Consider the following 23,271-nt stretch of genomic DNA (forward strand, 5'->3'; position numbering starts at 1 on the left):
TGGCCCCGGTTGCGATTGCGGACGATCCTGTTCGCGACGCTGTTTCTGGTCGCGGCGCTACCCGGGTTCGGCGCGGTGTTCCTGCGTGTCTACGGGAACACGCTCGTCCGGCAGACCGAGGCGGAACTGGTCGCGCAAGGTGCGGCGCTGTCCGCGACCGCGGCGGCGCTCTGGCCTGCCGCACCGCCCGGTCGGGTTGCGCATCACGAGGTTACAGTCGACGACAACCCCTACGTGCAGGCGCCCGCGTCCGGCATCGACCTCAGCACGACGCCGATCCGCGCTGAGCGGCCGGCGGTCGCGGTCGGTGCGAGACCATCGTCCGATGCGGTGGCCGTTGCCGCGCGGCTTTCGCCGATCATGGAAGCGACGCGGTCCACTACGCTGGCCTCGATCATCCTCCTCGACCGCAACGGTAGCATCATGGCCGGGAGTTCGGCCGTCGGCAGCTACGCCGCACTCCCCGAAGTTGCCGCTGCATTTGCTGGGCGCGCCACGACCGTGCTCCGCCGCAACGGGGCATACCGCGCGACGTACCGCTTCGAATGGCTGTCCCGAGCAGCCGCGATCCGCGTCCATTACGCGCGCCCGATCATCGTCGGCGACCGCGTGGTTGGCGTGCTCCTGCTGTCGCGTTCCGCCCGTGCGCTGTTCAGGGGATTGTATGAAGACCGCGGCAAGATAGCGCTGGGCATCGCTGCGATCTTCGGGCTGCTCGTGGTGCTCAGCGGCGTCATCTCCCGCGGGGTCACGCGCCCGATCGAGCAACTCGGCGCAGCAACGCGCGCGGTCGCGAGCGGACGCGGTCGCGTCCCCGATCCGCCACCGACCGCGGCGATCGAGATCCAGGGCCTCTACGCCGATTTCGCCGTGATGGCGGCCGCGATTGACCGGCGCTCGCGTTATTTGCGCGACTTCGCCCACGCGGTCAGCCACGAGTTCAAGACCCCGCTCGCCGGCATCCGCGGCGCGGTGGAATTGCTTCAGGATCACCCGGACATGGCGGCGGAAGACCGACGCCGCTTCCTAGCTAACGCCGATGCGGACGCCCGCCGTCTCGCGTTGCTGGTCACGCGGCTGCTCGATCTCGCACGTGCCGATATGGCTGAGCCGGGCGAAGAAAGAACCGATGCAACACAGGTCATCATGCGGGTTGCCGCTGCTTGGCGAACGACCGGTTTTTCGATAGAAATCATATGCTTGGACGTCCTACCTGTTGTAACTGTACCAGCAACGACCCTGGAAGCCGTCCTCGGGACGCTACTGGAAAATAGTAGGCAGGCTGGTGCCCGATCCGTGACGATCCAATTGTCTAGCACGGATACTCACTTCGAGGTTCGAGTGAGTGACGACGGACCCGGCGTTCCACTCGCCGATCGGGAGCGGCTGTTCGAGCCTTTCTTCACAACGAAGCGAGATGCAGGCGGCACCGGCTTGGGGCTTGCAATATCTCGGTCTCTAATTGAAGTTCAAAAGGGAACATTATCTCTATTGGACAGCGAGATAACTACCTTTCTCATCCGTATTCCCCTGGTGCGTTGATGTGCGAGGGGCGCAGTGAATTCACGGGACAATCGTTCAAGCTAGTTCTCGGTTGGTGCGACTAGCACGAACTGATGGCTGCGGTAGAGCGTCGCCTCGCCGAGCAACATCCCGAACCGTGCGCGGAAATCCTCGGCGGGATCGCAGCCGTTCGAGAAGCGCGAATAGATGCGGCCGATCGCTTCGGCATCGAGTGCCTCGGATCAGGTTGCATAGTCGATTGCCGGCGTGACGACATCGCGCCGCGCGACTGCCATGTTCAGATCAGAGCTTGAATTGAGGTGACTCGAGTTCCTGGTTTGGTAGATGTCGGCAAATCCGACCGGCGAGACGCCGATACATCGATTTTGCTGATAGGGTAGTTGGCTTGGATCCTTCCGAAAAAAAGCGGCTCAGCGAAATCGATGTTTGCGACTTGTTCATCACGCCTGCCATCAAACAGGCCGGCTGGGACCAGATGCAGCAAATTCGCCGCGAAGTTACGCTGGCACCGGGACCTATCGTGGTTCGCGGCAACCTATCCTCGAGGAACAAGAAGAAGCGCAAATTCGCTGACTATGTTCTATCGCTGAAACCAGGGCTGCCTTTGGCTGTCGTGGAGGCCAAGGCCAATATTCACTCGGTCGGCAGTGGGCTTCAGCAGGCCTTGGGGTATGCCGAGATACTCGATGTTCCCAGCGCATTCAGTTCGAATGGGGACGGGTTCGCCAACCATGATCGTGCAGCGCTGGCCGGCCAGCCGACGGAAACCGAGTATGGCCTGGACGATTTCCCGCCGCCCGAAATCCTTTGGGATCGCTATCGACGGTTTCACCAGATCGCCGACGACGAGCAAGACCTGGTCGCGCAACCCTACCACATAGACGCTTCCGGCAAGGCACCGCGCTATTATCAGGTCGACGCGATCAACCGGACCGTCGAGGCCGTAGCAAAAGGCCAGAGACGGGTCCTGCTCGTGATGGCGACCGGAACCGGCAAGACCTACACGACCTTCCAGATCATCTGGCGGTTGTGGAAGGCCGGCACCGCGAAACGCATCCTGTTCCTCGCCGACCGCAACATCCTGATCGACCAGACGCTCGTCAACGACTTCAAGCCGTTCGGCGCGGCGATGACGAAGATCAAGAACCGCAAGATCGACCCTGCCTACGAGATCCACCTGGGCCTGTATCAGGCGATCACCGGCACAGAAGAATCCGAGAAGATCTTCAAGACGGTGTCGCGGGACTTCTTCGACCTGATCGTCATCGACGAGTGCCACCGGGGCAGCGCCTCGGAAGATTCCGCTTGGCGCGAGATACTCGATTATTTCGATGGCGCGGTGCAGGTCGGCATGACCGCCACGCCGAAAGAGACCGAATACGTCTCCAACATCACCTATTTCGGCGATCCGGTGTATACCTACACGCTCAAGCAGGGAATCGAGGACGGTTTCCTGGCGCCGTACAAGGTCATTCGCATCGACATCGACCGCGACGTGCTCGGCTGGACCCCGCCGCCGGGTATGGTGGACGACCTGGGCGGGGTAATCGAGGACCGCGAATATAATCGCCGCGATATGGACCGCACGCTGGTCCTCAACCAGCGCACAAAGCTGGTCGCCGAGCGCGTGATGAAATTCTTGCGCGCGACTGATCCGATGTCGAAGACGATCATCTTCTGCGAGGACATCGATCATGCCGAACGGATGCGCAAGGCGATCGTCAACGCGGCCGGCAAGCTGGCGACGGACAACAGCCGCTACGTGATGCGGATCACCGGCGACAGCGTCGAGGGCAAGGCGCAGCTCGACCGGTTCATCGACCCCGAAGAGCCCTATCCGGTCATCGCCACCACGTCCCAACTGCTGACCACCGGCGTCGATGCCAAGACGTGTAAGCTGATCGTCATCGACCGGACGATCAATTCGATGACCATGTTCAAGCAGATCATCGGGCGGGGGACGCGGATCGACGAGGATAACGGCAAGTTCTTCTTTACCATCATGGATTTCAAGCGCGCGACCGAGCTGTTCCGGGACGATGCGTTCGATGGTGCGCCGGTGGTGATCTACGAGCCTACCAACGATGACGATCCCGTCCCGCCCGACCCGGAAGACGAGGGCGAGGGCTATCCCGACGGCGAGAACGATCCCGATGACGACGGCGACACCGGCGGCCGGCGCAAGTTCGTGGTCAGCGGCGTCACCGCGCGTGTGATGAACGAGCGCGTCGAATATGTCGGCAGCGACGGCAAGCTGGTGACCGAATCCTACCGCGACTATGCTGGCAAGCAGATCGCGGACGAATATAAATCGCTCGACGAGTTCATCTGGCACTGGAACGCCAGCGAACGCAAACAGGCGATCATCGACGAGCTGGAGCAGCGTGGCGTCATCCTCGCCAATCTCGCCGAAACCGTAGGCAAGGATTTCGGCGACTTCGACCTGCTGGTCCATGTCGCGTTCGGTGCGCCGCCGCTCACCCGCCGCGAACGCGCCGAGCGGGTGAAGAAACGCGATTACTTCGCCCAATATGGCGACAAGGCCCGCGCCGTGCTCGAGGCGCTGCTCGACAAATATGCTGACGAGGGCGTCGAGACGATCGAGGATGCCAAGGTCCTCCGCCTCGCACCGTTCACCGCACTCGGCACGCCGATGGAGATCATCAAGGGTGCCTTTGGCGGCAAGCCCGCTTATGAGGCCGCGCTGAGGGCGCTCGAAGACCAGATATACGAGTACGCCGCGAACGAATGAGAATGCACGAATGAGCAATGTTTCCGGCGTCATCAAATCCATCCAGGACATCATGCGCAAGGATGTCGGCGTCGATGGCGACGCCCAGCGGATCAGCCAGCTGGTCTGGCTGTTCTTCCTTAAGATCCTCGACGACCGCGAGGCCGAGCTCGAGCTGATCGACGACGATTTCCAGTCCCCGCTGCCCGAGCATCTGCGCTGGCGGAACTGGGCGGCGGACAAGGAAGGCGACACCGGCGAAAAGTTGCTCGATTTCGTCAACCTGCAGCTGTTCGCCAAGCTGAAGGGCGACCTGCCCGCGCAGGGCGACGTGGCGAAGCGCGCGCAGGTGATCCGCGACGTGTTCGAGGATACCTACAACTACATGAAATCGGGCACCCTGCTGCGGCAGGTGATCAACAAGATCAACGAGATCGATTTCAACAACAGCGAGGATCGCCACACGTTCGGCGCGATCTACGAACAGGTGCTGAAGGATCTGCAAAGTGCTGGCAACGCGGGGGAATTCTACACGCCGCGCGCGGTAACGCAGTTCATCGTCAACCGGCTCGATCCGAAGCTGAACGAAACGGTGTTCGATCCCGCCTGCGGCACCGGCGGCTTCCTGACGTGCGCAATCGAGCACAAGCGCAGATCGGTGACGTCGACCGCGGAGGAAGAGGTGCTGCGTGCCTCGATCCGCGGCGTCGAGAAGAAATCGCTGCCGCACATGCTGTGCATCACCAACATGATCCTGCACGGCATCGATACGCCCAGCGGCATCCGCCACGGCAATACGCTGGCGCGCGCCTATACGGATCACACCGAGAAGGACCGCGTCGCGGTGATCGCCACCAACCCGCCGTTCGGCGGAATGGAGGAGGATGGGATCGAGAACAACTTCCCAAGCCACCTGCGCACGCGCGAGACCGCGGACCTGTTCATGGCACTGATCATCCGCCTGCTGAAGACCAACGGCCGCGCCGCGGTGGTGCTGCCCGACGGATTCCTGTTCGGCGAGGGCGTGAAGACCACGCTGAAGCGCAGCCTGATCGAGGAGTGCAATTTGCACACCATCGTCCGCCTGCCCAACGGCGTGTTCGCGCCGTACACCGGGATCAAGACCAACATCCTGTTCTTCAGCAAGGGCACGTCCACCAGGAACGTCTGGTTCTACGAACACCCCTATCCGGCGGGCGTGACCAGCTACAACAAGACCAAGCCGATGCGGTTCGAGGAGTTCGTGCCCGAGATGGCCTGGTGGGGCGACGAGGCGGACGGCTTTCGTGGGCGCCAGGAAACCGAGCAGGCTTGGAAGATCAGCGCCGCCGACGTCGCCGCGCGCGGCTACAATCTCGACTGCAAGAACCCGCACCGCGCCACCGAGATCAGCCATGATCCCGACGCGCTGCTCGCCACCTACGCCGAACAGCAGGCGGGCATCCAGAGCTTGCGCGACCAGTTGAAGACGATCCTGGCCGAGGCGCTGACGGGGACGCCGGTGTGAGCGAGATCGCCGCATTGGTGGCCGACAATCTCGACATCTGGACCGGCGCGATCGAGCGCAAGAGCGGTGCCGGACGCGGCGGTGGCAAGCGGATCAGCCTGTATGGAATCGACCGGCTTCGCGCGCTGATCCTCGATCTCGCGGTGCGCGGGAAGCTTGTGCCGCAGGAGGCGGAGGACGAACCAGCGAGTGAGTTGTTGAAGCGAGTAGACAAAAATCGCGCTCGGACATTTCCAAAGCTCAAGACCGCGCCAAACCCCATTTCCGCCAACACAAACACAGTTACCCCGCAAGGATGGGAAACTGTTAGGCTGGATCGGCTCGCAAATTCACAAGCTGGATTTGCATTCAAATCGAAAGGCTTCAACGAGGTTGATGCTGGTCTACCCCTCATAAGGATCAGGGATGTCGGTCAACCTTTTACCGGCACGTTTTACGCTGGTGAATACCGCGAAGAGTTTGTCGTGACTGAAGGAGATTATCTCATCAGTATGGACGGCGAGTTTCGTGTCGCCACTTGGCCTGGACCCGACGCTCTATTGAATCAGCGAGTTTCGCGGCTACAGTTTTATGGCGAGCAGACGTCTCAAGCGTTTGTCGCGATGGTGCTCCAACGGGAACTAAAAAAGCTCGAAGGTGTAAAAGCTTACACCACCGTGGATCACCTGTCTGGCAAGCAGATTTCAGAGACAAATATTGTTCTCCCGCCCCTAGCTGAACAACAGCGCGTCGTGGCCAAGGTGAATGAATTGACGGCGCTGTGCGATGCGCTGGAGCGGGAGAGCGCAGGGGCGATGGCCGCGCATCAGGCGTTGGTGGAAATCCTGCTCGCGACGCTGGTGAACAGCGCAGACGCGACGGATCTCGCCCGCGACTGGGCGCGGCTGGAACGTCATTTCGACACCCTCTTCACCACCGACGCCAGCATCGACGCCCTCAAGCAAACCATCCTCGACCTCGCCGTTCGCGGGAAGTTGGTGGAACAAGACGCCCGTGATGAGCCAGCCCCCATGCTGCTGAAACGGATCGCTGAAGAGATTGCGGATTTCTGCGCCGAGAACCGTATCACGACCGCTCGAACCGATCGTATTGAACCGGCCCAACTACTCTTCGACGTGCCGGATGGCTGGGCGTGGTCACGACTCGCCGGAATTTTCAAAGTCATCACCGATGGCGATCATCAACCTCCGCCGAAGGCCGATCAGGGTGTAGCATTTCTAACGATAGGCAATGTCACTACCGGAAAACTCGCGTTCGATGGATGCAGACTAGTCCCTGAAAGTTATTTCAAGGCGTTGGCGAAGTATCGAACGCCGCGACAAGGTGACATTCTTTACACCGTCGTAGGCGCCACTTACGGCCGACCCGCCTTGGTTGAAACGGATCGCGACTTCTGCGTGCAACGACATATCGCGATTTTGAAGCCATCGGCGTCAATGGATGTGAGATATATGGTTGTCCTGCTTTCTTCTCCTGTCGCATACCGCCAGGCGTCAGAAGGTACGACCGGCTCCGCGCAACCAACCATCGCGCTTCGGCCGCTTCGCAATTTCCTCGTTCCTATCCCTCCCCTCGCCGAACAGCGCCGCATCGTCGCCAAGGTCGATGCGCTGATGGCGCTGTGCGATGCGCTGAAAGCCCGACTCGCCGAGGCCGCGCAGACGCAGCGCCACCTCGCCGACGCGATCACGCAGCGCGCGGCGGCGTGAGCGACGTCCGGTAGACGGCGACGGGACCGCGGTCGCCGGGCTCGATCGATACTGGACTTGCCGGGCACGACCGACACGGCTTTGCTTGATCCGCCCGAACCCCGCGCCCGATCGCTAAACGGCGGGCGCTTCCGGTCCCAGGACGAGCATCCCGCTTTGCCGCGTCAGTCGACCGCGCTTGATGGCCGTGGCGATCACGTCCGCCAGCAGCTCGCGGAGCTGGCTGCTGGTCGATTTGAAGCCGACCGCGCGGGCGGCGGACTGCATCACCTGGTCGTCGGTCGCGCCATAGTTGATCCGCACGACGTCGAGGATCGCGACGTCGAGTTCGGTCGGCGGGAGCGTATCGAACTTGCGCAGCGAGGCGGAGCGGACCGCGCTGCGATCGCGGACCTTCGGCGTCCGGCCCGGCACGTCGAGAAAGTCCTGGTCGTCCGTGATGCGGCCTTCGCGGACCGACACCGCGATCGCTGCCTCGACGGCGTCCTGGATCCGGCCGCCTGCCCGTTTCAGTCCCCAGGCGTCGCGGATGCGGTTGACGACTTCGCAGACATGGACGGGTCCCTCGATCCGCACGACCTCTTCCGCGAGCATCGACAACGCGCCACGCGGCGTCTCGTGAAGCTCGCCGAACAGATGCGACGGTCGGGTGAGTTCGGCCTCTTCGTACAGGCTGTTCGCCGGCTCCACGTCGGGCGCAGCCAAGCCGACCTCGGTAAAGCCTTCGCGTTCGAGGGTGGTGATCTCGACGTTCACGGCACGCGTGGCCTTCGCGCCGGCAGCCTGGGAATCATGCTCGGCCTTGGCCGCCTCGATCCGCGCGATGACGAGGTCGATCTGTTCCTTGGGCCGCTGGAACCAGTCGGTGCTCCAGATGCGGTGGATCGTCCAGCCGTGGCTCTCGAGGACCGACTGACGAAGCCGGTCGCGATCGCGCGCCGAACGTGCATCGTGATACGATGCGCCGTCGCACTCTATGCCGATGAGATAGCGGCCGGGCCGATCCGCATCGGATACCGCAAGATCGATGAAGAAGCCCGCGAGGCCGACCTGCCGGTGGACCTGATAGCCCCTGGTTTGCAGCGCCTTGGCGACCTGTTCCTCGAACACGCTGTCGTGATCGCGGCCGGTGCTCTCCGCCATCGTCATCTTGCCGGTGCGCGCGAAGTGCAGGAACAGCTTGAAGGCGAGCACGCCCTTGCGGGTGCCGGCGAAATCGGGATCGATGTCCTCGTCCGACATCGAGGCGAACACCTCGCACCGCTGCTTGGCACGGCTGATCAACACGTTCAGCCGCCGTTCGCCGCCATCCATGCCGAGCGGTCCGAACCGCATCGGTACGCGACCGCCCGGGACGGTCGGTCCGTAGCCGACCGAGATGAAGATCACGTCGCGTTCGTCGCCCTGCACGTTTTCGAGGTTCTTGACGAAGAACGGCTCTGAGTGATGCATCTGGAAGAACGTCTCGACCTCCGCCGGGAGGCCGCGGCGCAGGATTTCGAGCTGGTCCATGATCGCGCGGCGCTGAGCCGCGGAGAAAGCCGCGACGCCGAGCGACAGTTCGGGGTGATCGCGGGCGTGCGCGACGATCGCCTGCGCGACGACCTTCGCCTCGACCATGTTGGTGCGCGTGGCACCGGCGTCGAACACACCCTGCGGAATGCGGTGGAAGCGCAGGCCCATGCCCGCTTCCGCGGTGTAGGGGCTGGGGACGATGAACAGCTTGTTCTCGTAGAACTGGCGGTTGCTGACCGCGATCAGCGACTGGTGCTTGCTGCGGTAATGCCAGCGCAGCATCCGCATCGGCAGGCCGCGCGCGGTGAACAGGCCGAGGATGCTCTCGATGTCGGTGACGCGGGTGCCTGCATCGTCGTCATCGTCCGCGCCGCCGCCGGTCATCTTCGAGAAGAAGGCGGTGGGCGGCAGCTGCTTCGGATCCCCGACGACGACGACCTGCTTGGCGCGGGCGACCGCACCGAGCGCGTCGACCGGCTGGATCTGGCTCGCCTCGTCCATGACCAGCAGATCGAAGTCGAAAAGGCCGGGCGTCAGGAACTGCGCGACCGACAAGGGGCTCATCATGAAGACCGGCTTCAACGCCTGAACTGCCGGCGCGGCCTTCTCCATCAGCTTGCGGATCGGCATGTGACCGCGCTTGCGGGCGATCTCCGCGCGCAGCACGCCGAGCGGACCGACCGCGCCGCCATCCCGTGCGGGGACCGCCTGATGATGCGCCTTCACGACCTCGAAGCTCGCGGTCGCGATCCGCTGTCGATCCATATCAGCGAACTCGCGGGCCAAGCGACCGTGTAGCGTGCCGTCGAACGTGCCGAGGTCGGGATCGGCCTTGATCTGGTCGGCGTAGACCGCCTCGTAATAGGCCATTTCGAACGCAGGTACGGCACCTGCGGTATTCAGGCGACCGTCGGCCAGCCGCTTGACGACATCGTCGCAGCCGAGCTTCGACGTCCGTTCCGCGCGGTCACGATACGCCGTCCACTGGGTCAGGCGTTCGCCCGACTGGTGCCAGCGTTCCAAATGCGCGCGCAGATCGGCAAGCGGCGTTGCGGCAAACGTCTCGCGGCCAAGTGCGATGCCGAGATCGAGGCGAAGCTGTTCGCCGATCGCAGTCAGGTCTTCGAGCAGGGCCTTGGCATCCGCTTCTACAAGTGCCGCATCCGCAGCGGGTTTTTCGCGGTCGTCTATCCTGCTGCTGAGGAGGCGTATGTCGCCATTGGCCTGGATCCAGTCGCCGGTGGTACGCAAAGCGCTCCAATCGGACATGACCCCGCGCCATGCCGTTCCAAACGCCGCGGTGCCGACCTCTGCCAGTTCGACGATCGCTGCATCCTTGCGCTGAAGTTCGGCAAGGTCATCGAGCAGCCGGCGGCGTTCGTCGAGATCGGCTGGCGCGGAAACCAGCACGGCCGAACTGGCGGTATCGGCGGCATGCAGCCGTGTCACGACGGTCATCAAGGCTTCGAGATCGGCACGGTCCGCTGCCAGCGCATCGCCGAATGCCAGCGACTGCGCGTCGCCCAAGCCGGACCACAGTGCTGATAGCGACGACGTCAACTGTTCGATCAGCGCCGTCGTTCGTGAAGCGCGCGTGCTGATCTCGCTGCGATCGGGCCGACGTGCGGCGATGATGCGGGGTTCGGCGCCGAGACCACGGAGCGAACGCATCCACTCGACCACGCTCAACAGTGGCGCTGACGTCGAGCGCTCGCCGCGCCATTCCGCTCCGAAGGCGGAGCGGGCGAAATCATTCTCCTGCTCGATCGTCCGCTTCGCGGCCTGCCCTTTCGCGAGCGCGTCGAGCAAGACCAGTGTCTCGTCGAGCGGTGTCGTCGGCGACGTCAGGACGGATCGAACGAGCCGGTTCGTGCGCCGCCACTCCCCGCTCAATATCTTCAAGAAGCCGCTGCCGTGCGAGGCGAGCGTGACCCGCGCATCCGTCAGATCCAGATCCCAGGCTGCATCGGTCAGCTTTTCGGTCGTCGCTGCGACCGCATCCTCGTACGCGGCAACCGCATCGACGACATCGGCGGCGCGTTCGACGCCCGAGTTCCAGACGTCGGAGGCAAAGGCGTCAGCGTCGGCATCGGGTGCATTGGCGACGCGCTCGCCGATCGCGGCAAGCGTCCGGGCGTCGTCGACCGAATGGGGCGCATCACGGCCGATTGTCCGTGCCAGCGCGCCCGCTTCGGCCTGCAACCGGGGCAGCACTGTCGCCAACGCACCGACCTGTTCGAAATCCGCGAGCGCGAACGTCGACGGCAGCGCACGCAGGGCGGCAATCGCTTCCGACAGGTCGGTCGTCCAGCCGCTCTCGGTTACAGACGACGCAAGAAAGCCGCGGAGATAGGCGTTGCGCTGACCGGTCACGAGCAGCCGATCGATCTCGTCGAAGCGATGCTCCCAAACCGTGTCCGCCAGTGCGGTACCCTCAATGGCGGGGGCCTCCGCAACCCGGTTCGCCAGCACGACGAGGACACCAATGTCGCCGAGCGACGGCATCGGCGGCAGTTCGAGACGGGCCGCCAGACTGCCCTGCGCGGCGTCGAGCCCGGCCAGCTTTTCGATCACTACCAAGAGGCGTTCTTCGAGCCGCTCGACCTCCGTCGGCAGGATCGAGGACAGGCCGACGCCGCGCCACGCGTGCTCGCCGGGGCGACCGATCAAGGTGATCCTTTCGGCAAGCTCACCGATGACGTTATGGCGCTCGGCGAAATCATCGATCGACCATGTTTCCGGCTCGACCAGCGTCAAATCGCCTGGCTTCTGACCGTCCAGCCGTAGCCGACTTAACTGGCCGATGACCTGATACGGGGTCAGCCCGGATGCCGGATGCGGCGTGTGCATCCGCTGGACGTGACCATTCAGGCTGTCGCGCGCGATCGTCAGCCGGGCATGCAGGCTCCCGGCATCCTGATGCTTCGGCGCGCCGAGCTCCCACGTCCGTCGCAGTTCTTCCAGAACCGCACGCTTGTTGGCCTTGTTGCTGTGAAGTTCGAGACACGCGTCGCCGACGCCGGTCGCATCCAACCTGCGTTTGACCACTTCGAGCGCGGCCATCTTCTCCGCGACGAACAGCACCGTCTTGCCGTCTGCGATCGCAGACGCGATGATGTTGGCGATCGTCTGGCTCTTGCCCGTTCCCGGCGGCCCCTGGATGACCATGTCGCGACCGCGGCGCACCTCGTGCACCGCCAAGGCCTGCGAACTGTCGGCGTCGACGATGTGCAGCATCTCGGATGGCGGGATGAACGGATCGATATTGGCATCTTCGGGGATCATGCCCGCGCTGCCCTGGAACCCGTCGGCCAGCAGCCCGCGGACGAGCGCACGCTCGGTGATCTTGCCGCCGTTCGGCCAGGTCTGCGGATCGAGATCGCGGTACATCAGGAACTTGGCGAACGAGAAGAAGCCGAGCACGACGACGTCGGGCTGAACCTCCCAGCCGGGCTTCGACGACACGGCCTCGGCGACGTCCTTGAAATAGGCTACCGGATCGAAATCCTCACCTCCCTCGAACGTCGGCAGCCGGATGCCGTGCGCGCGGTCGAGAAACGCCTCCAGCGACAGGTTGGAGGCATAGTCCTCCTGCCGCATCCGCAACTTGAACTTCTCGCCCGCATTGCCGCGCTCGAGTTGCACGGGCACGAGCACCAGCGGCGCGAACCGGATATTCGCGGCATTGTTGGGGTCGATCCACTTGAGCGCACCAAGCGTCAGATAGAGGATGTTGACACCCTGCTCCTCCTCCAGCGTGCGCGCGTCGAAGTAGAGCTCGAGCAGGCGCTTTTGCAGGCCCTTGGGCGTCAGACGGGTCTGGAGACGGGTATCGACGTGGCGCGAGAATACGCCACGTTCGTCGGCGACGTCGTCATCGGGTTGGGCGAGATCGGCGATCTCGTCCGACTCTTCCTCCAGCACATCTTCGCTGGCTCGTTCGCCGGCAGGGGCTGCCTTGCCCGCGAGGAACGAGAATGGGCGCGTTTCGCCAACGAGCATGCGAAAGATTTCGCTGCTGACCTCGTCGACGACTTCGACCGCCTTCGCGCCTTTCGCGGCGCGCGGCATGTTGAGCAGCCGGTTCCTCGCCGAGAGATCTAGCAGTTCGGTTCGTGCCCGATCCAGCTTTTCATCTACGGGAAGGTCGCTCTGGAACACGGAAAGCGTCGGCTCGTCCTGATCGATACTCGGTACTGTAGCCAATTTCCGCCCCCGCCTTGCGATACTTGCGGCGATAAGGCGCGAAAAGCGACAGCAAGTCTAGTGCGACATGTCGCTCGAAGATAGTTTGGGCGGCAGGCTAGAGCCGGCTATCGGCAGCACTTGGGAGCGGCCCTTTTCAAAACTCTCAAACCTCGCTGGGCCGAATAGATCGATCAGGCTACGAACATCGGTGCCCCCCAAGATCCTCGGAGCGCCATCGCTTACGGCACGACGCGGTGGGTTAGGCGTTCGCAAAACTCTTTCGGCAGGTGCTTGGATCGGACCGTTCGACCGGTAGTGTATGTTGAGGATCTCACGTCGAACGATGGCGCGCGTAGGACGCGTCGAGCGCCGGAGCGTTCCTCGGTAGTGCGCGATAGGGCGCTTAATACGAGCGATCGCCCGCAGGATGCGTCTGGAGCGTTGACGAAGGGGACCGGACAGCATGAACTGCGGACATGGGAATAGTCGCGTTCAGGAACAGGTGGGGGTGGTTGCTGCTCGTCGCGCTGACGATCTCGACGATCGGTGACGAAATTTCGCTGATCACCCTGATGTTTCGGACAGCGGGCGAAAGAACCGCTTTTGCCGTGCCGACGCTGCTGGTCGCCCAGTTGTTGCCGGGTCTGCTCGTCACGCCGTACATCGGTCGCCTTGTCGATGCGCACGATGCGGGCAAGCTGCTGGCCGGTGCGGCGCTGGCGGACGCGGTGGTCCTGTCATGGATGGCGTATCATCCCGATCCGGTCTCGACGATGGTCGGTGCCGGCGTACTCAGCATCCTGTTCGCGGTCGGGGGAACGGCGACCTTCGCATTGATCCCGGTGCTGGCCACCGGGCTGGGAATGACGTTGGCGCGTGCGAACGCGGTACTGGAGTTCGTGCGTAGCGCCGGGATGCTTGCCGGGCCAGTCGTCGGCGGCGCGCTGGTGGCATGGGGCGGCGCGGGCAACGCGTTGCTGATCGATGCGGCGAGCTTCGCGTTGCTGGCGTTGGTCGTGCTGGGAAGCGGGTTGCGGCGGCTGGTCGATGTGGATGCCGATGCGGATGATCGAGCCCGGACGCTGTTCGCCGAGTATCTGCCGGTGCTGCTCCATCGGCGTATCGCGATCATGATCGGTGTCCTCGCACTGGGAGTCTTCGCCAGCGCGATTGCCGATGTCGCGTTCGTGTTCCTGGTCACCGTGTCGCTGGCGGCTGGCGCGATGGCGTTCGGGCTGCTCACCGCGTGTTGGGCGGGGGGGATGATGGCGGGTGCGGCGGCGGCGGGGGTTTGGCCGATGCTCCGCCCGGCACCACTGGCCTTTGCGTCCGCCATCGTGATGGGCGCGATGATGCTGGCGATCGGCGTTGTCGGCGGGATTGCCGGCATGACGATGACCTTCGGGCTCGTCGTTGTGGGGATTACTTTCGTGATCGGCGGTGCGGCGAACAGCGTGCACAACGTCGCGGTGCGGACGATGCTGCAACGCGAGGCTCCTGCGGGCGCACACGGCAAGGTGGCCGCGATCTACAGCGCCGCGACGAGCAGCGCGGGTATCCTCGGATATATGGCCGGCGGGATGTTCATGCCCACAGGGGCGATCGACGCCTATCTGCTTGGTGGCGCGCTCGGCGTCGTCGCAGGGGGGCTTGGCTGGCTTTTGTTCACGGCGTCGAGGCCGAAGGATGCGTGATCATGTCTTCCAGCGTGCCCGGCGTCATCCCCGGCGTCCTGGTGTCTGTCGCATTCTCGATTTTATCCGAGATCGAACGTTTGTCGGCGGGATGTGGGGGTGATCGATTGCTCGTGAAGGACATCGATAAATCGATTATCGGCAGCTCTTACTGCGCGGTTACCGCGCAGACCGCCCCAATGCTTCGGGCAATTGCAGGGGCACATGTCCAGCCATCATCGTGTTGCGCGTGGTGGAGCCACGGGGAATCGAACCCCGGACCTCTGCAGTGCGATTGCAGCGCTCTCCCATCTGAGCTACGGCCCCGCGCGATTGGCCACAGGCCAGGATCGATGGCTTAGCGGCTCGATTTCGCTGTTGCAACCGAGTTGGTGAAGCCCTTCGCTCTGCTTCTGGCCCGCCGTCGCAGCGGTGCGTCGTGTCGGCGTCAAGCGACGGCAAACACAGGAACAATCGACGATCCTGGCGCTTGTAGACCTCGGAATGCACGACGCCGCATACGACGACGCCGGCAGCCGCAGGACAGCAATTAGGAGGCTCCTATGGTCTACGAACGCAATACCAGAGATCGTCAGTCGGGTGACTATTACGGTCGGCCGAACTCGCAGGATTACGGTCGCGATTTCCGCTCCGATGGTGGCGACTATGGTCGATCCAGTGCGCGCGATTATGCAGCAGCCGGTGAGTTCGATCGCGACGATGATCGCGGGGACCACGGGTATCGCGGGGGGTATCGCGGGCGCGACGACCAGGGTAGCCGTGACTATTACGGTGGCCACGACGACCGCCAGCAGCCATCGGGCGGTGATCGCTATGGTCAGTCGCGCTACGGACAGGGGGCAGGCCAGCCTTACGGCCAGCAGGGCTATGGTCGCCAGGATTCGGGTCAGCCGCGTTATGGCCAGCAGAATTATGGCCAGCGCAGCCCGGGTTCGGGCGATACCGACTATCATGGCAGCTATGCGTCGGACGGGCGTCGGTTCGAGGACGTAGGGCGCAACCGCCATGCGGACGACGACAACCGCACGTCGCGCGGCAGCAGCCGTAACGAGGGGCGTGACTATGGTCGCCAGCCGCAGGGCTATGACTATGACGATCGCGGGTTCATCGCGCGGGCAGGCGACGAGGTTCGCTCGTGGTTCGGCGACGACGAGGCCGAGCGCCGCCGCGAAGCCGATGCGCGCTATGACGAGCGGTCCTATGGCGGCTCGGACAACCGTTCGTTCGGGGATCGCGCGTCGAACCCGCATGACGATCACTATCATAGCTGGCGCAGCACGCAGATCGCGGCGCTCGACCGTGACTATGACGAGTATCGCCATGAGAACCGCTCCAAGTTCGAGTCCGAGTTCTCGTCGTGGCGCAATGAGCGGCAGGGCCAGCGTAGCTCGCTGTCGCAGGTCACCGAGCATATGGAAGTCGTCGGGTCTGACGGCAGCCATGTCGGCACGGTCGACAAGGTGAAGGGCGACCGGATCTTGCTGACCAAGAACGACCGCGATGCGGGTGGCGTGCATCACTCGATCCCGTCGCGCTGGATCAAGACCGTCGATGGCAAGGTGACGCTGTCGAAGTCGGCCGACGAAGCCAAGGCGGCGTGGAAGGAAGAAGAGCGCAACTCGGCGATGTTCGAGTACGGCGATCGCACGGGCGGCGACAAGAAGGATGCCGGCACGAGCGGTTATGCTTCGAGCACGCAGACGGGCAGCACTGCCGGCGCGACGTCGACCACGGGTACGACATCGGACACGCTCGGCAAGTCGGGGTCGACCACATACTAAGCGTCTGAAACCATTGGCTGACGTCGCGTGACGTCAGTCGAAAACGAGCCCGGGCGGCACCGTCCGGGCTTTTTTGCGGGTTGCGCTGGACGCGCGTTTCGCCATACCCGGTTCACGAATATTCAAGACAGGAGCAAGTTTATGGCCCGTGCATGGAGCCTGAAGGCACGTCCGCAAGGCATGCCGAAGCATACCGACTTCGCCATGATCGATCTCGACCAGTCGACGCTCGGCGCCGGCGAGGTACGGATCGCCAATCGCTGGCTGTCGGTCGACCCGTACATGCGCGGGCGGATGAACGACGTGAAGAGCTATGTCCCGCCGTTCGCGCTGGGCGAGGCGATGCAGGGCGGCGCGGTCGGCGAAGTGGTCGAGAGTAACGACGACGGCATCAAGGTCGGCGACATGGTGCTGCACATGGCAGGCTGGCGCGACGAGGCGGTGGTGCCGGCCGCGCAGGTGCAGAAGCTGCCCGCGCTCGACGTGCCTCCGCAGGCGTTTCTGGGTCAACTCGGCATGCCGGGGATGACCGGCTATTTCGGCCTGCTTCAGGTTGCCGAAGCGAAGGCTGGCGACACGGTGTTCGTGTCGGCGGCGGCTGGCGCGGTCGGATCGACCGTGGTGCAGGTCGCCAAGGCCAAGGGCATGACGGTGATCGGCTCGGCCGGCGGCGCGGAGAAGTGCGCTTGGGTGAAGTCGCTCGGTGCGGATGCGGTGATCGACTATAAGAGCGACGTGCCGGTAGTGAAGGCGCTCGGCCAAGCTGCTCCGAAGGGTATCGACGTGTATTTCGATAACGTCGGCGGTGAGCATCTCGATGCGGCGCTGGCGCATGCGAACATGCATGCTCGGTTCGCGGTGTGCGGGATGATCGACGTGTACAACAGCGGTGCGGCGACGCAGCTGAAGTATCTCGCGCGGCTGATCGGTAACCGCGTGCAGATCCGCGGGTTTATCGTCAGCGACTACATGAATCGCGCCGAGGAGTTCTACAAGGACATGGGCGGGATGCTGGCGGCGGGGACGCTGAAGCGGCAGGAGACGGTGCACGAGGGTATCGAGACGATGCCGGACGCGTTCCTGGGGCTGTTCTCGGGTGGGAATACGGGGAAGATGCTCGTTAAGGTTTGAGCTGCTCTTCGATCCTCCCCCGCCAGGGGGAGGTGGCACCTAAGGTGACGGAGGGGGAGGAACGCGCAACCACAGTTATCCCTTACCTCCCCCTCCGTCTGGCAAGGGCCAGCCACCTCCCCCTGGCGGGGGAGGATACAATAGAGGGACGGCTGCATCCTCGTCACCCCGGACTAGTTCCGGGGTCCACCGTGCCACGTATCGACGGCTGGCGAGTATGCGGATCGGTGGATGCCGGAACGTGACCGGCATGACGGAGTGGGTGGTCGGTTCCGCTACAGCCACTTCGCTTGCTTGAACTTCACGTACAGCGCGGCGCAGACGACACCGATCACCGCCAGTACGACAAAATACCCGTATTCCGTCTTCAACTCGGGCATGTTCTCGAAGTTCATGCCGTAGATCCCGGCGATCGCAGTGGGGACGGCTAGGATAGCGGCCCAGGCGGCAAGTTGGCGGGTGATCGCGCCGGTGCGTTGCTGTTCGAGCAGGTTGCTGAATTCGAACACCGAGGTCAGCACTTCGCGCAGGCCCTCGACCATCGTCTGGACACGGCGGACGTGATCGAGCACGTCGCTGAAATACGGTTTCGCCTCCATGTCGATGCACGGCAGGTCGAGGCGGACGATCTTGCCGGCGACCTCGCCCATCGGTCCGAGAATGCGCTGGAAGCGGATCATTTCGCGTCTCAGACCAAAGATACGGACAATTTCGTCGCGGCCCAGGAAGGCGTCGATCGTGCGTTGCTCCATCGCCAGCACCTCGTCCTCGATGCTTTCGACGATCGGGAGATAGCCGTCGACGACGTAATCGAGGATCGCGTGGAGGACGTAATCGACGCCGTTGATCAGCAAGGTCGGCGCGGCTTCGAGTTGTTCGCGGAGCGCCTTGTGTGAGCGTGCCGAGCCGTGGCGGACGCTGATGATGTGGCTGTGGCCGACGAAGATCGCGGTTTCGCCGTACGCGATCTTGTCGTCTTCGAGTTGCGCGGTGCGGGCGACGACGAAGAGCTGATCGCCATAGACATCGACCTTGGGCAACTGATCCGCCTTGATCGCGTCCTCCACCGCCAGGGGGTGGAGATTATACTGGTCCTTCAGCGTCCGCATCTCGGCGTCGGTCGGGTCGCAGATGCCGATCCAGACGAACTCGGAGCGATCCGCGGGGCAGTCGACCTTTTCGTCGATCGAGACCGCGCGGACGCGCTTGCCATGGCGATAGAGATACGCGGCGACAACCGTCATGGAGCCTCAGAGATTACGCTAACGAGGCCGCGCCGGTATCAGAACGCCGGCAGCACCGCACCCCGATAATGCTGCTCGATGAAGGTCTTGGTGGCCGGGCTGCGCAACGCAGCGATCAGCTTCACGACCCGCGGGTCCTTCTCGCCACCGGGCAGGCCGACGACGAAATTGACGTAGGGGCTGTTCTTGTCCTCGATCGCGAGTGCATCGCGGACCGGGTTGAGCTTCGCGTCGAGCGCGTAATTGGTGTTGATCAGCGCGAGATCGACTTCGCCGAGCGTGCGGGGCAGGGTGGCGCCCTCCAGTTCCTTGAACTGCAGGTTCTTGGGGTTGGTGGCGATATCGTTCAGGCTCGACAGCGGATTGGTCGGGTTCTTGAGCGTGATCAGCCCGGCCTTCTGGAGCAGCAGCAGCGCGCGGCCGCCGTTGCTTGGCTCGTTGGGAATCGCGACGGTTGCGCCATTGGGGATCTGCGCAATCGACTTCCACTTGCGCGAGTAGGCGCCGAGCGGTTCGACGTGGACGCCTGCATAGGTCACCAGATGCGTGCCCCGCGAGGCGTTGAACTCGTCGAGATACGGCTTGGTCTCGAAATAGCTGACGTCGATCTGCTTCTGCTCAACCTGGAGGTTGGGCTGGACGTAGTCGTTGAAGACGCGGATCTGAAGGTCGACGCCTTCCTTGGCGAGCGTCGGCTTGATCGATTCCAGGATCTCGGCGTGCGGCACGGCGGTCGCGGCGACGGTGAGCGTCTTGCCGTCGTTGGTCTTGGTGCCACCGCAGGCGGCGAGCGCGAGCAGCGAGAACGAGGCGAGCAAGGTGCGGCGGTTCATGCGAATTCCTAGCGGCGTTAAATCAGCGGCGGGTGAAGTGGCGAGCGAGCGCGTCGCCGGCATATTGGATGATCTGGACGAGCACGACTAGCAGCACGACGGTGACGACCATGACGTCGGTCTGAAAGCGCTGATAGCCGAAGCGTATCGCGAGATCGCCGAGGCCCCCTGCGCCGACCACGCCGGCCATCGCGGTGAACGACACGAGCGCGACCGCGGTGACGGTGGCGCCGGCGATCAGCCCGGGGAGCGCCTCGGGGATCAGTGCGCCGGTGACGATCTGGCGCGTGGTGGCGCCCATCGCCTGCACCGCCTCGATCGTGGTGCGGTCGACTTCCTTCAGCGATCCCTCGACGAGGCGGGCGTAGAACGGCGCGGCGCCGACGACGAGCGGAGGGATCGCGCCGGCGACGCCGAGCGAGGTACCGACGAGCATGACGGTGAGCGGGATCATCACGATCAGCAGGATGATGAACGGCACCGAGCGGAGGATGTTGACGACGACCCCGAGCACGGCGTTGGCGACGCGGTTCTGCGACAGGCGGCCCTGGCCGGTCAGGTAGAGCAGCACGCCGAGCGGGAGGCCGAACGCGATCGTCAGGATCAGCGACCCGCCGAGCATGATCAGCGTGTCGAGGCACGCCTGGCCGATGTCGGACCAGTCGATGTTGACAAAGAAGCTCATGCCGCCAGCGCCGCCAGCATGCGCTGCGTCGCCGGGTGAGCGGCGTTGGCGAAGAGATCGGTGACCTCGCCGGTTTCGACGATGCGGCCGCGTTCGAGGACGGCGACGCGGTCGCAGACGTAGCGGACGACGTCCATTTCGTGGGTGATGAGGACGATCGTCAGGCCGAGGTCTCGGTTTAGGTCGCGCAGGAGGGTCAGGACCGAGCGGGTGGTTTCGGGGTCTAGTGCGCTGGTGGCTTCGTCGCAGAGCAGGATGTCGGGGTCGGTGGCGAGGGCGCGGGCGATGCCGACGCGCTGTTTCTGGCCGCCGGAGAGCTGGGCGGGGTATTTGGCGGCGTGATCGGCGAGGCCCACGCGGTCGAGCAGCGCGGCGACTTTCGTCTCGCGCTCGGCTTGGGATACGCCCGCGAGCACCAGCGGGAACGCGACGTTCGCCGCGACCGTGCGCGACGAAAGCAGTCCGAAGTTCTGGAAGATCATGCCAATCCGGCGACGTAGCGCGCGCAGATCCGCCGCGGACAGTGCCGCGACGTCGACGCCATCGACCTCGACCCGGCCCGACGTCGGGCGTTCGAGCGCGTTGATAAGGCGGATCAGCGTCGACTTGCCTGCACCGGACTGGCCGATGACGCCGAACACGCCGCGTGCGGGAATTTCGAGCGATACGCCATCAAGGGCCGCCGCGTCGCTTGCCGGGTAGGTTTTAACGACGTCAGTTAGGCGTATCATGTGGTGCCCATGACCTGCGCGGCGAACCGCTCCATTTCCTCGGCCTGCGGGCTCATCTGGAGCAGCAGCAGGTCGAGACCGGCCGCCTCATACTCAGCGACGCGCTCCTTCAACTGCTCGGGCGTGCCGACCAGATTGGGGCGCAGGCCGCGGTTGGAGACGGAGTATTCCTGGATCTTCAGCTCGCGTTCGAGTTGCGTGCCCGACAGCCACTGGTCGAAATTGGCATAGCCTGCGGGGAGTTCGGTGACGCTGGTAATGCGGTCGAGCTCGCGCTTCGCCTCGGCTTCGCTGTCGCGGACGATCGCGTAGGCGGCCATGCCGTATTGCATCGGCGCGCCGCCAGCTGCTTCGCGTCGCGCGGCCATGTCGGCGATCTTCGGGGCGATAGCGTCGGCGGGGTCGCCGTGCATGACATAGGCGTCGCACTGCGCGGCGATCATCGCCTTGGCCTTCTCGCTTTCGCCGCCGGCGTAGACGGTCGGGCGCTTGGCGGGCTTGGGCGAGCAGATCGCCTGTTCGGTGGTGTAGAACTGGCCCGCGAAGTCGAACCGCTCCTCAGTCCAGAGCCCGTCGACCACGGTCAACCACTCCGCGGTGCGCGCGTAGCGATCGTCGTGCTGGTCGAACTGGAGGCCGTATTGCTTGGCCTCGTCCGCCCACCAGGACGACACGACGTTGAGCGCGAGCCGCCCGCCCGAAATGCGGTCGATGTTCGCCGCGGCCTTGGCGAACAGCGCGGGGTGGTGGAAGTTCGGGCGGACCGCGACCATCAGCTCGATGCTGTCGGTCACCGCCGCGAGTGCCGCCGCGGTCGACCACGCATCGAGCGCGGGCTGTTCGATGCCCTTGATATCGTTGAGGTTCAGCTCGGCGATCAGCGTCAGGTCATAGCCCCAGCGCTCGGCATTCTGCGTCAGCGCCTTGGTGTAGGCCCAACTCGCCTCCATCCCCTCGTCGGGGACGTTGCGAAGCCAGCCGCCGAAGACGGGAGTCCAGTAACCATAGCGCATCAGCGGGCCTTTTCGATCTGTTCGACGAGGTAATCGACGAGGCGGTCGTGCGGATCCCAGCCGAGCATTTCGAGGGGCTTGGCGACGAAGTTCGACAGTGCGTTGATGTCGTAGAAGCGCGCGACGCCGTCGCGGTCGTCGATCATCACCTCGACTCCGCCGACGTCGAGATCGACCGTGCGGGCGATCGCCTCGGCGGCATCCTTCAAGGTTTGCGAGGGCTCGGCCGCGGCCATCTTGATGCCCGAGCCGGGGACGACGCACGCATCCGCGGGGCAGAGATCGAACGCGCCGCCGCCGGCGACCTCGATCGCGTAAAGGAATTTGCGGTCGAGCGTCTCGATCCGGGTGATCGCGCCGTCGCGGACGGGGACGTATTCCTGGACAAGAAGAACGCCGTCGACGCTGCTCGGCAGGCCAGCGTCGGCTACGGTGGTGCGGAGTTCGTCGAGGCTGTCGAAGCGGATGATGCCTGCGCCCGAACCGCCGATGTTCGCTTTGACGACCAGCGGGAAGCGGAGCGTCTGTGCGGCAGGGACGACGTCGGCGGCGCGGTGAACGACGCGGGTCTCGGGGATTGCGAGGCCGAGCGAGGCGATCAGCGATAACTGTCGTGCCTTGGAGGCGTCGATCGCGAGGACGTCGGTGCCGTTTACCACGCGCGCACCAGTGCGGCGCCAGTGATCGAGTATCGCCATCGTGTCGAAGATCGGATGCTCGTCGTTGCGCAGGAAGCTCGACATCGCGATGCGGTTGAAGACGACGGGGGCCGGGGTGCTCCGGTCGGCGGGGTTCCAGAACCCGTCGGGCGTCGCGCGGGTGAACGCGACGCCGCGGCGGTCGAGGGCCGCGAACAGCGGTTCGAACCAGAGCGGGTGCTCGTAGAGAATGGCGAGATCGGTCATCGCGACCCGGATACGCATTGCGCGCGGGCGTGCAAACCCAAGCAAAACTTTGCCGCGCGCAATATCGTGTCGCGGGGCCG

Annotated in this window: 14 protein-coding genes and 1 tRNA gene; 7 read left to right on the top strand and 8 right to left on the bottom strand. The window is 64.0% G+C overall.

Annotated elements, in window-relative coordinates; genetic code table 11:
• The first annotated feature begins 15 nt into the window (after nt 1–15).
• The 4 genes from ASG20_RS01745 (at nt 16) to ASG20_RS01760 (ending at nt 7,471) form a co-directional block, all read left to right on the top strand.
• Nucleotides 16–1,542, top strand: coding sequence for a sensor histidine kinase (locus ASG20_RS01745; protein ID WP_231420349.1), 1,527 nt, complete (start codon nt 16–18; stop codon nt 1,540–1,542).
• Nucleotides 1,543–1,909: 367 nt separating this feature from the next.
• Complete coding sequence (gene hsdR, locus ASG20_RS01750; protein ID WP_056047713.1) at nt 1,910–4,276, top strand: EcoAI/FtnUII family type I restriction enzme subunit R; 2,367 nt, start codon at nt 1,910–1,912, stop codon at nt 4,274–4,276.
• A 10-nt stretch (nt 4,277–4,286) separates the two neighbouring features.
• Nucleotides 4,287–5,762, top strand: coding sequence for a type I restriction-modification system subunit M (locus ASG20_RS01755; RefSeq protein ID WP_056047716.1), 1,476 nt, complete (start codon nt 4,287–4,289; stop codon nt 5,760–5,762).
• A complete protein-coding gene (locus ASG20_RS01760) occupies nt 5,759–7,471 on the top strand; it encodes a restriction endonuclease subunit S (RefSeq protein WP_056047718.1) in 1,713 nt (570 codons plus the stop codon). The genes ASG20_RS01755 and ASG20_RS01760 overlap by 4 nt, the downstream gene beginning before the upstream one ends.
• A gap of 114 nt (nt 7,472–7,585) precedes the next feature.
• Here ASG20_RS01760 and ASG20_RS01765 read toward each other — a convergent pair whose 3' ends face one another.
• Nucleotides 7,586–13,192, bottom strand: coding sequence for a DUF3320 domain-containing protein (locus ASG20_RS01765; RefSeq protein WP_056047721.1), 5,607 nt, complete (start codon nt 13,190–13,192; stop codon nt 7,586–7,588).
• 494 nt (nt 13,193–13,686) lie between these two features.
• On the opposite strand from ASG20_RS01765, the gene ASG20_RS01770 reads away from it, so the two are divergent.
• Nucleotides 13,687–14,868, top strand: a complete 1,182-nt coding sequence (locus tag ASG20_RS01770) for an MFS transporter (protein WP_231420348.1) — start codon at nt 13,687–13,689, stop codon at nt 14,866–14,868.
• A gap of 230 nt (nt 14,869–15,098) precedes the next feature.
• Here ASG20_RS01770 and ASG20_RS01775 read toward each other — a convergent pair.
• Nucleotides 15,099–15,174 (bottom strand) — tRNA-Ala (locus tag ASG20_RS01775).
• A gap of 236 nt (nt 15,175–15,410) precedes the next feature.
• Between ASG20_RS01775 and ASG20_RS01780 the strand changes: the two genes are divergently transcribed.
• Both ASG20_RS01780 and ASG20_RS01785 read left to right on the top strand, forming a co-directional pair.
• Entirely contained in the window at nt 15,411–16,649 is a 1,239-nt protein-coding gene (locus ASG20_RS01780; protein WP_056047727.1) for a DUF2171 domain-containing protein, read from the top strand.
• Nucleotides 16,650–16,790: 141 nt separating this feature from the next.
• Nucleotides 16,791–17,780 (top strand): NADP-dependent oxidoreductase, encoded by a 990-nt coding sequence (locus ASG20_RS01785; RefSeq protein WP_082470686.1) that lies wholly within the window; start codon nt 16,791–16,793, stop codon nt 17,778–17,780.
• Nucleotides 17,781–18,055: 275 nt separating this feature from the next.
• On the opposite strand, the gene ASG20_RS01790 is transcribed toward ASG20_RS01785, so the two are convergent.
• The 6 genes from ASG20_RS01790 to ASG20_RS01815 are packed head-to-tail and all read right to left on the bottom strand — an operon-like array spanning nt 18,056 to nt 23,209.
• A complete protein-coding gene (locus ASG20_RS01790; RefSeq protein ID WP_056047733.1) occupies nt 18,056–19,024 on the bottom strand; it encodes a magnesium and cobalt transport protein CorA in 969 nt (322 codons plus the stop codon).
• A 38-nt stretch (nt 19,025–19,062) separates the two neighbouring features.
• The gene (locus ASG20_RS01795; protein ID WP_056047737.1) at nt 19,063–19,857 is read right to left on the bottom strand and encodes a MetQ/NlpA family ABC transporter substrate-binding protein; all 795 of its coding nucleotides are present in this window, start codon (nt 19,855–19,857) and stop codon (nt 19,063–19,065) included.
• A gap of 22 nt (nt 19,858–19,879) precedes the next feature.
• Nucleotides 19,880–20,542, bottom strand: coding sequence for a methionine ABC transporter permease (locus tag ASG20_RS01800; protein WP_056047740.1), 663 nt, complete (start codon nt 20,540–20,542; stop codon nt 19,880–19,882).
• Nucleotides 20,539–21,273 carry a methionine ABC transporter ATP-binding protein gene (locus tag ASG20_RS01805; RefSeq protein WP_082470687.1) on the bottom strand — a complete coding sequence of 245 codons (735 nt, stop codon included), beginning with the start codon at nt 21,271–21,273 and terminating at the stop codon, nt 20,539–20,541. The genes ASG20_RS01800 and ASG20_RS01805 overlap by 4 nt, the downstream gene beginning before the upstream one ends.
• Nucleotides 21,270–22,286, bottom strand: coding sequence for an LLM class flavin-dependent oxidoreductase (locus tag ASG20_RS01810; RefSeq protein ID WP_056047742.1), 1,017 nt, complete (start codon nt 22,284–22,286; stop codon nt 21,270–21,272). Before ASG20_RS01810 ends, ASG20_RS01805 begins: the two co-directional genes overlap by 4 nt.
• Nucleotides 22,286–23,209, bottom strand: a complete 924-nt coding sequence (locus ASG20_RS01815) for an ATP-grasp domain-containing protein (RefSeq protein ID WP_236698727.1) — start codon at nt 23,207–23,209, stop codon at nt 22,286–22,288. The genes ASG20_RS01810 and ASG20_RS01815 overlap by 1 nt, the downstream gene beginning before the upstream one ends.
• Nucleotides 23,210–23,271: the final 62 nt, after the last annotated feature.

The sequence above is a fragment of the Sphingomonas sp. Leaf198 genome, from assembly GCF_001424005.1.
Lineage (GTDB): Bacteria > Pseudomonadota > Alphaproteobacteria > Sphingomonadales > Sphingomonadaceae > Sphingomonas.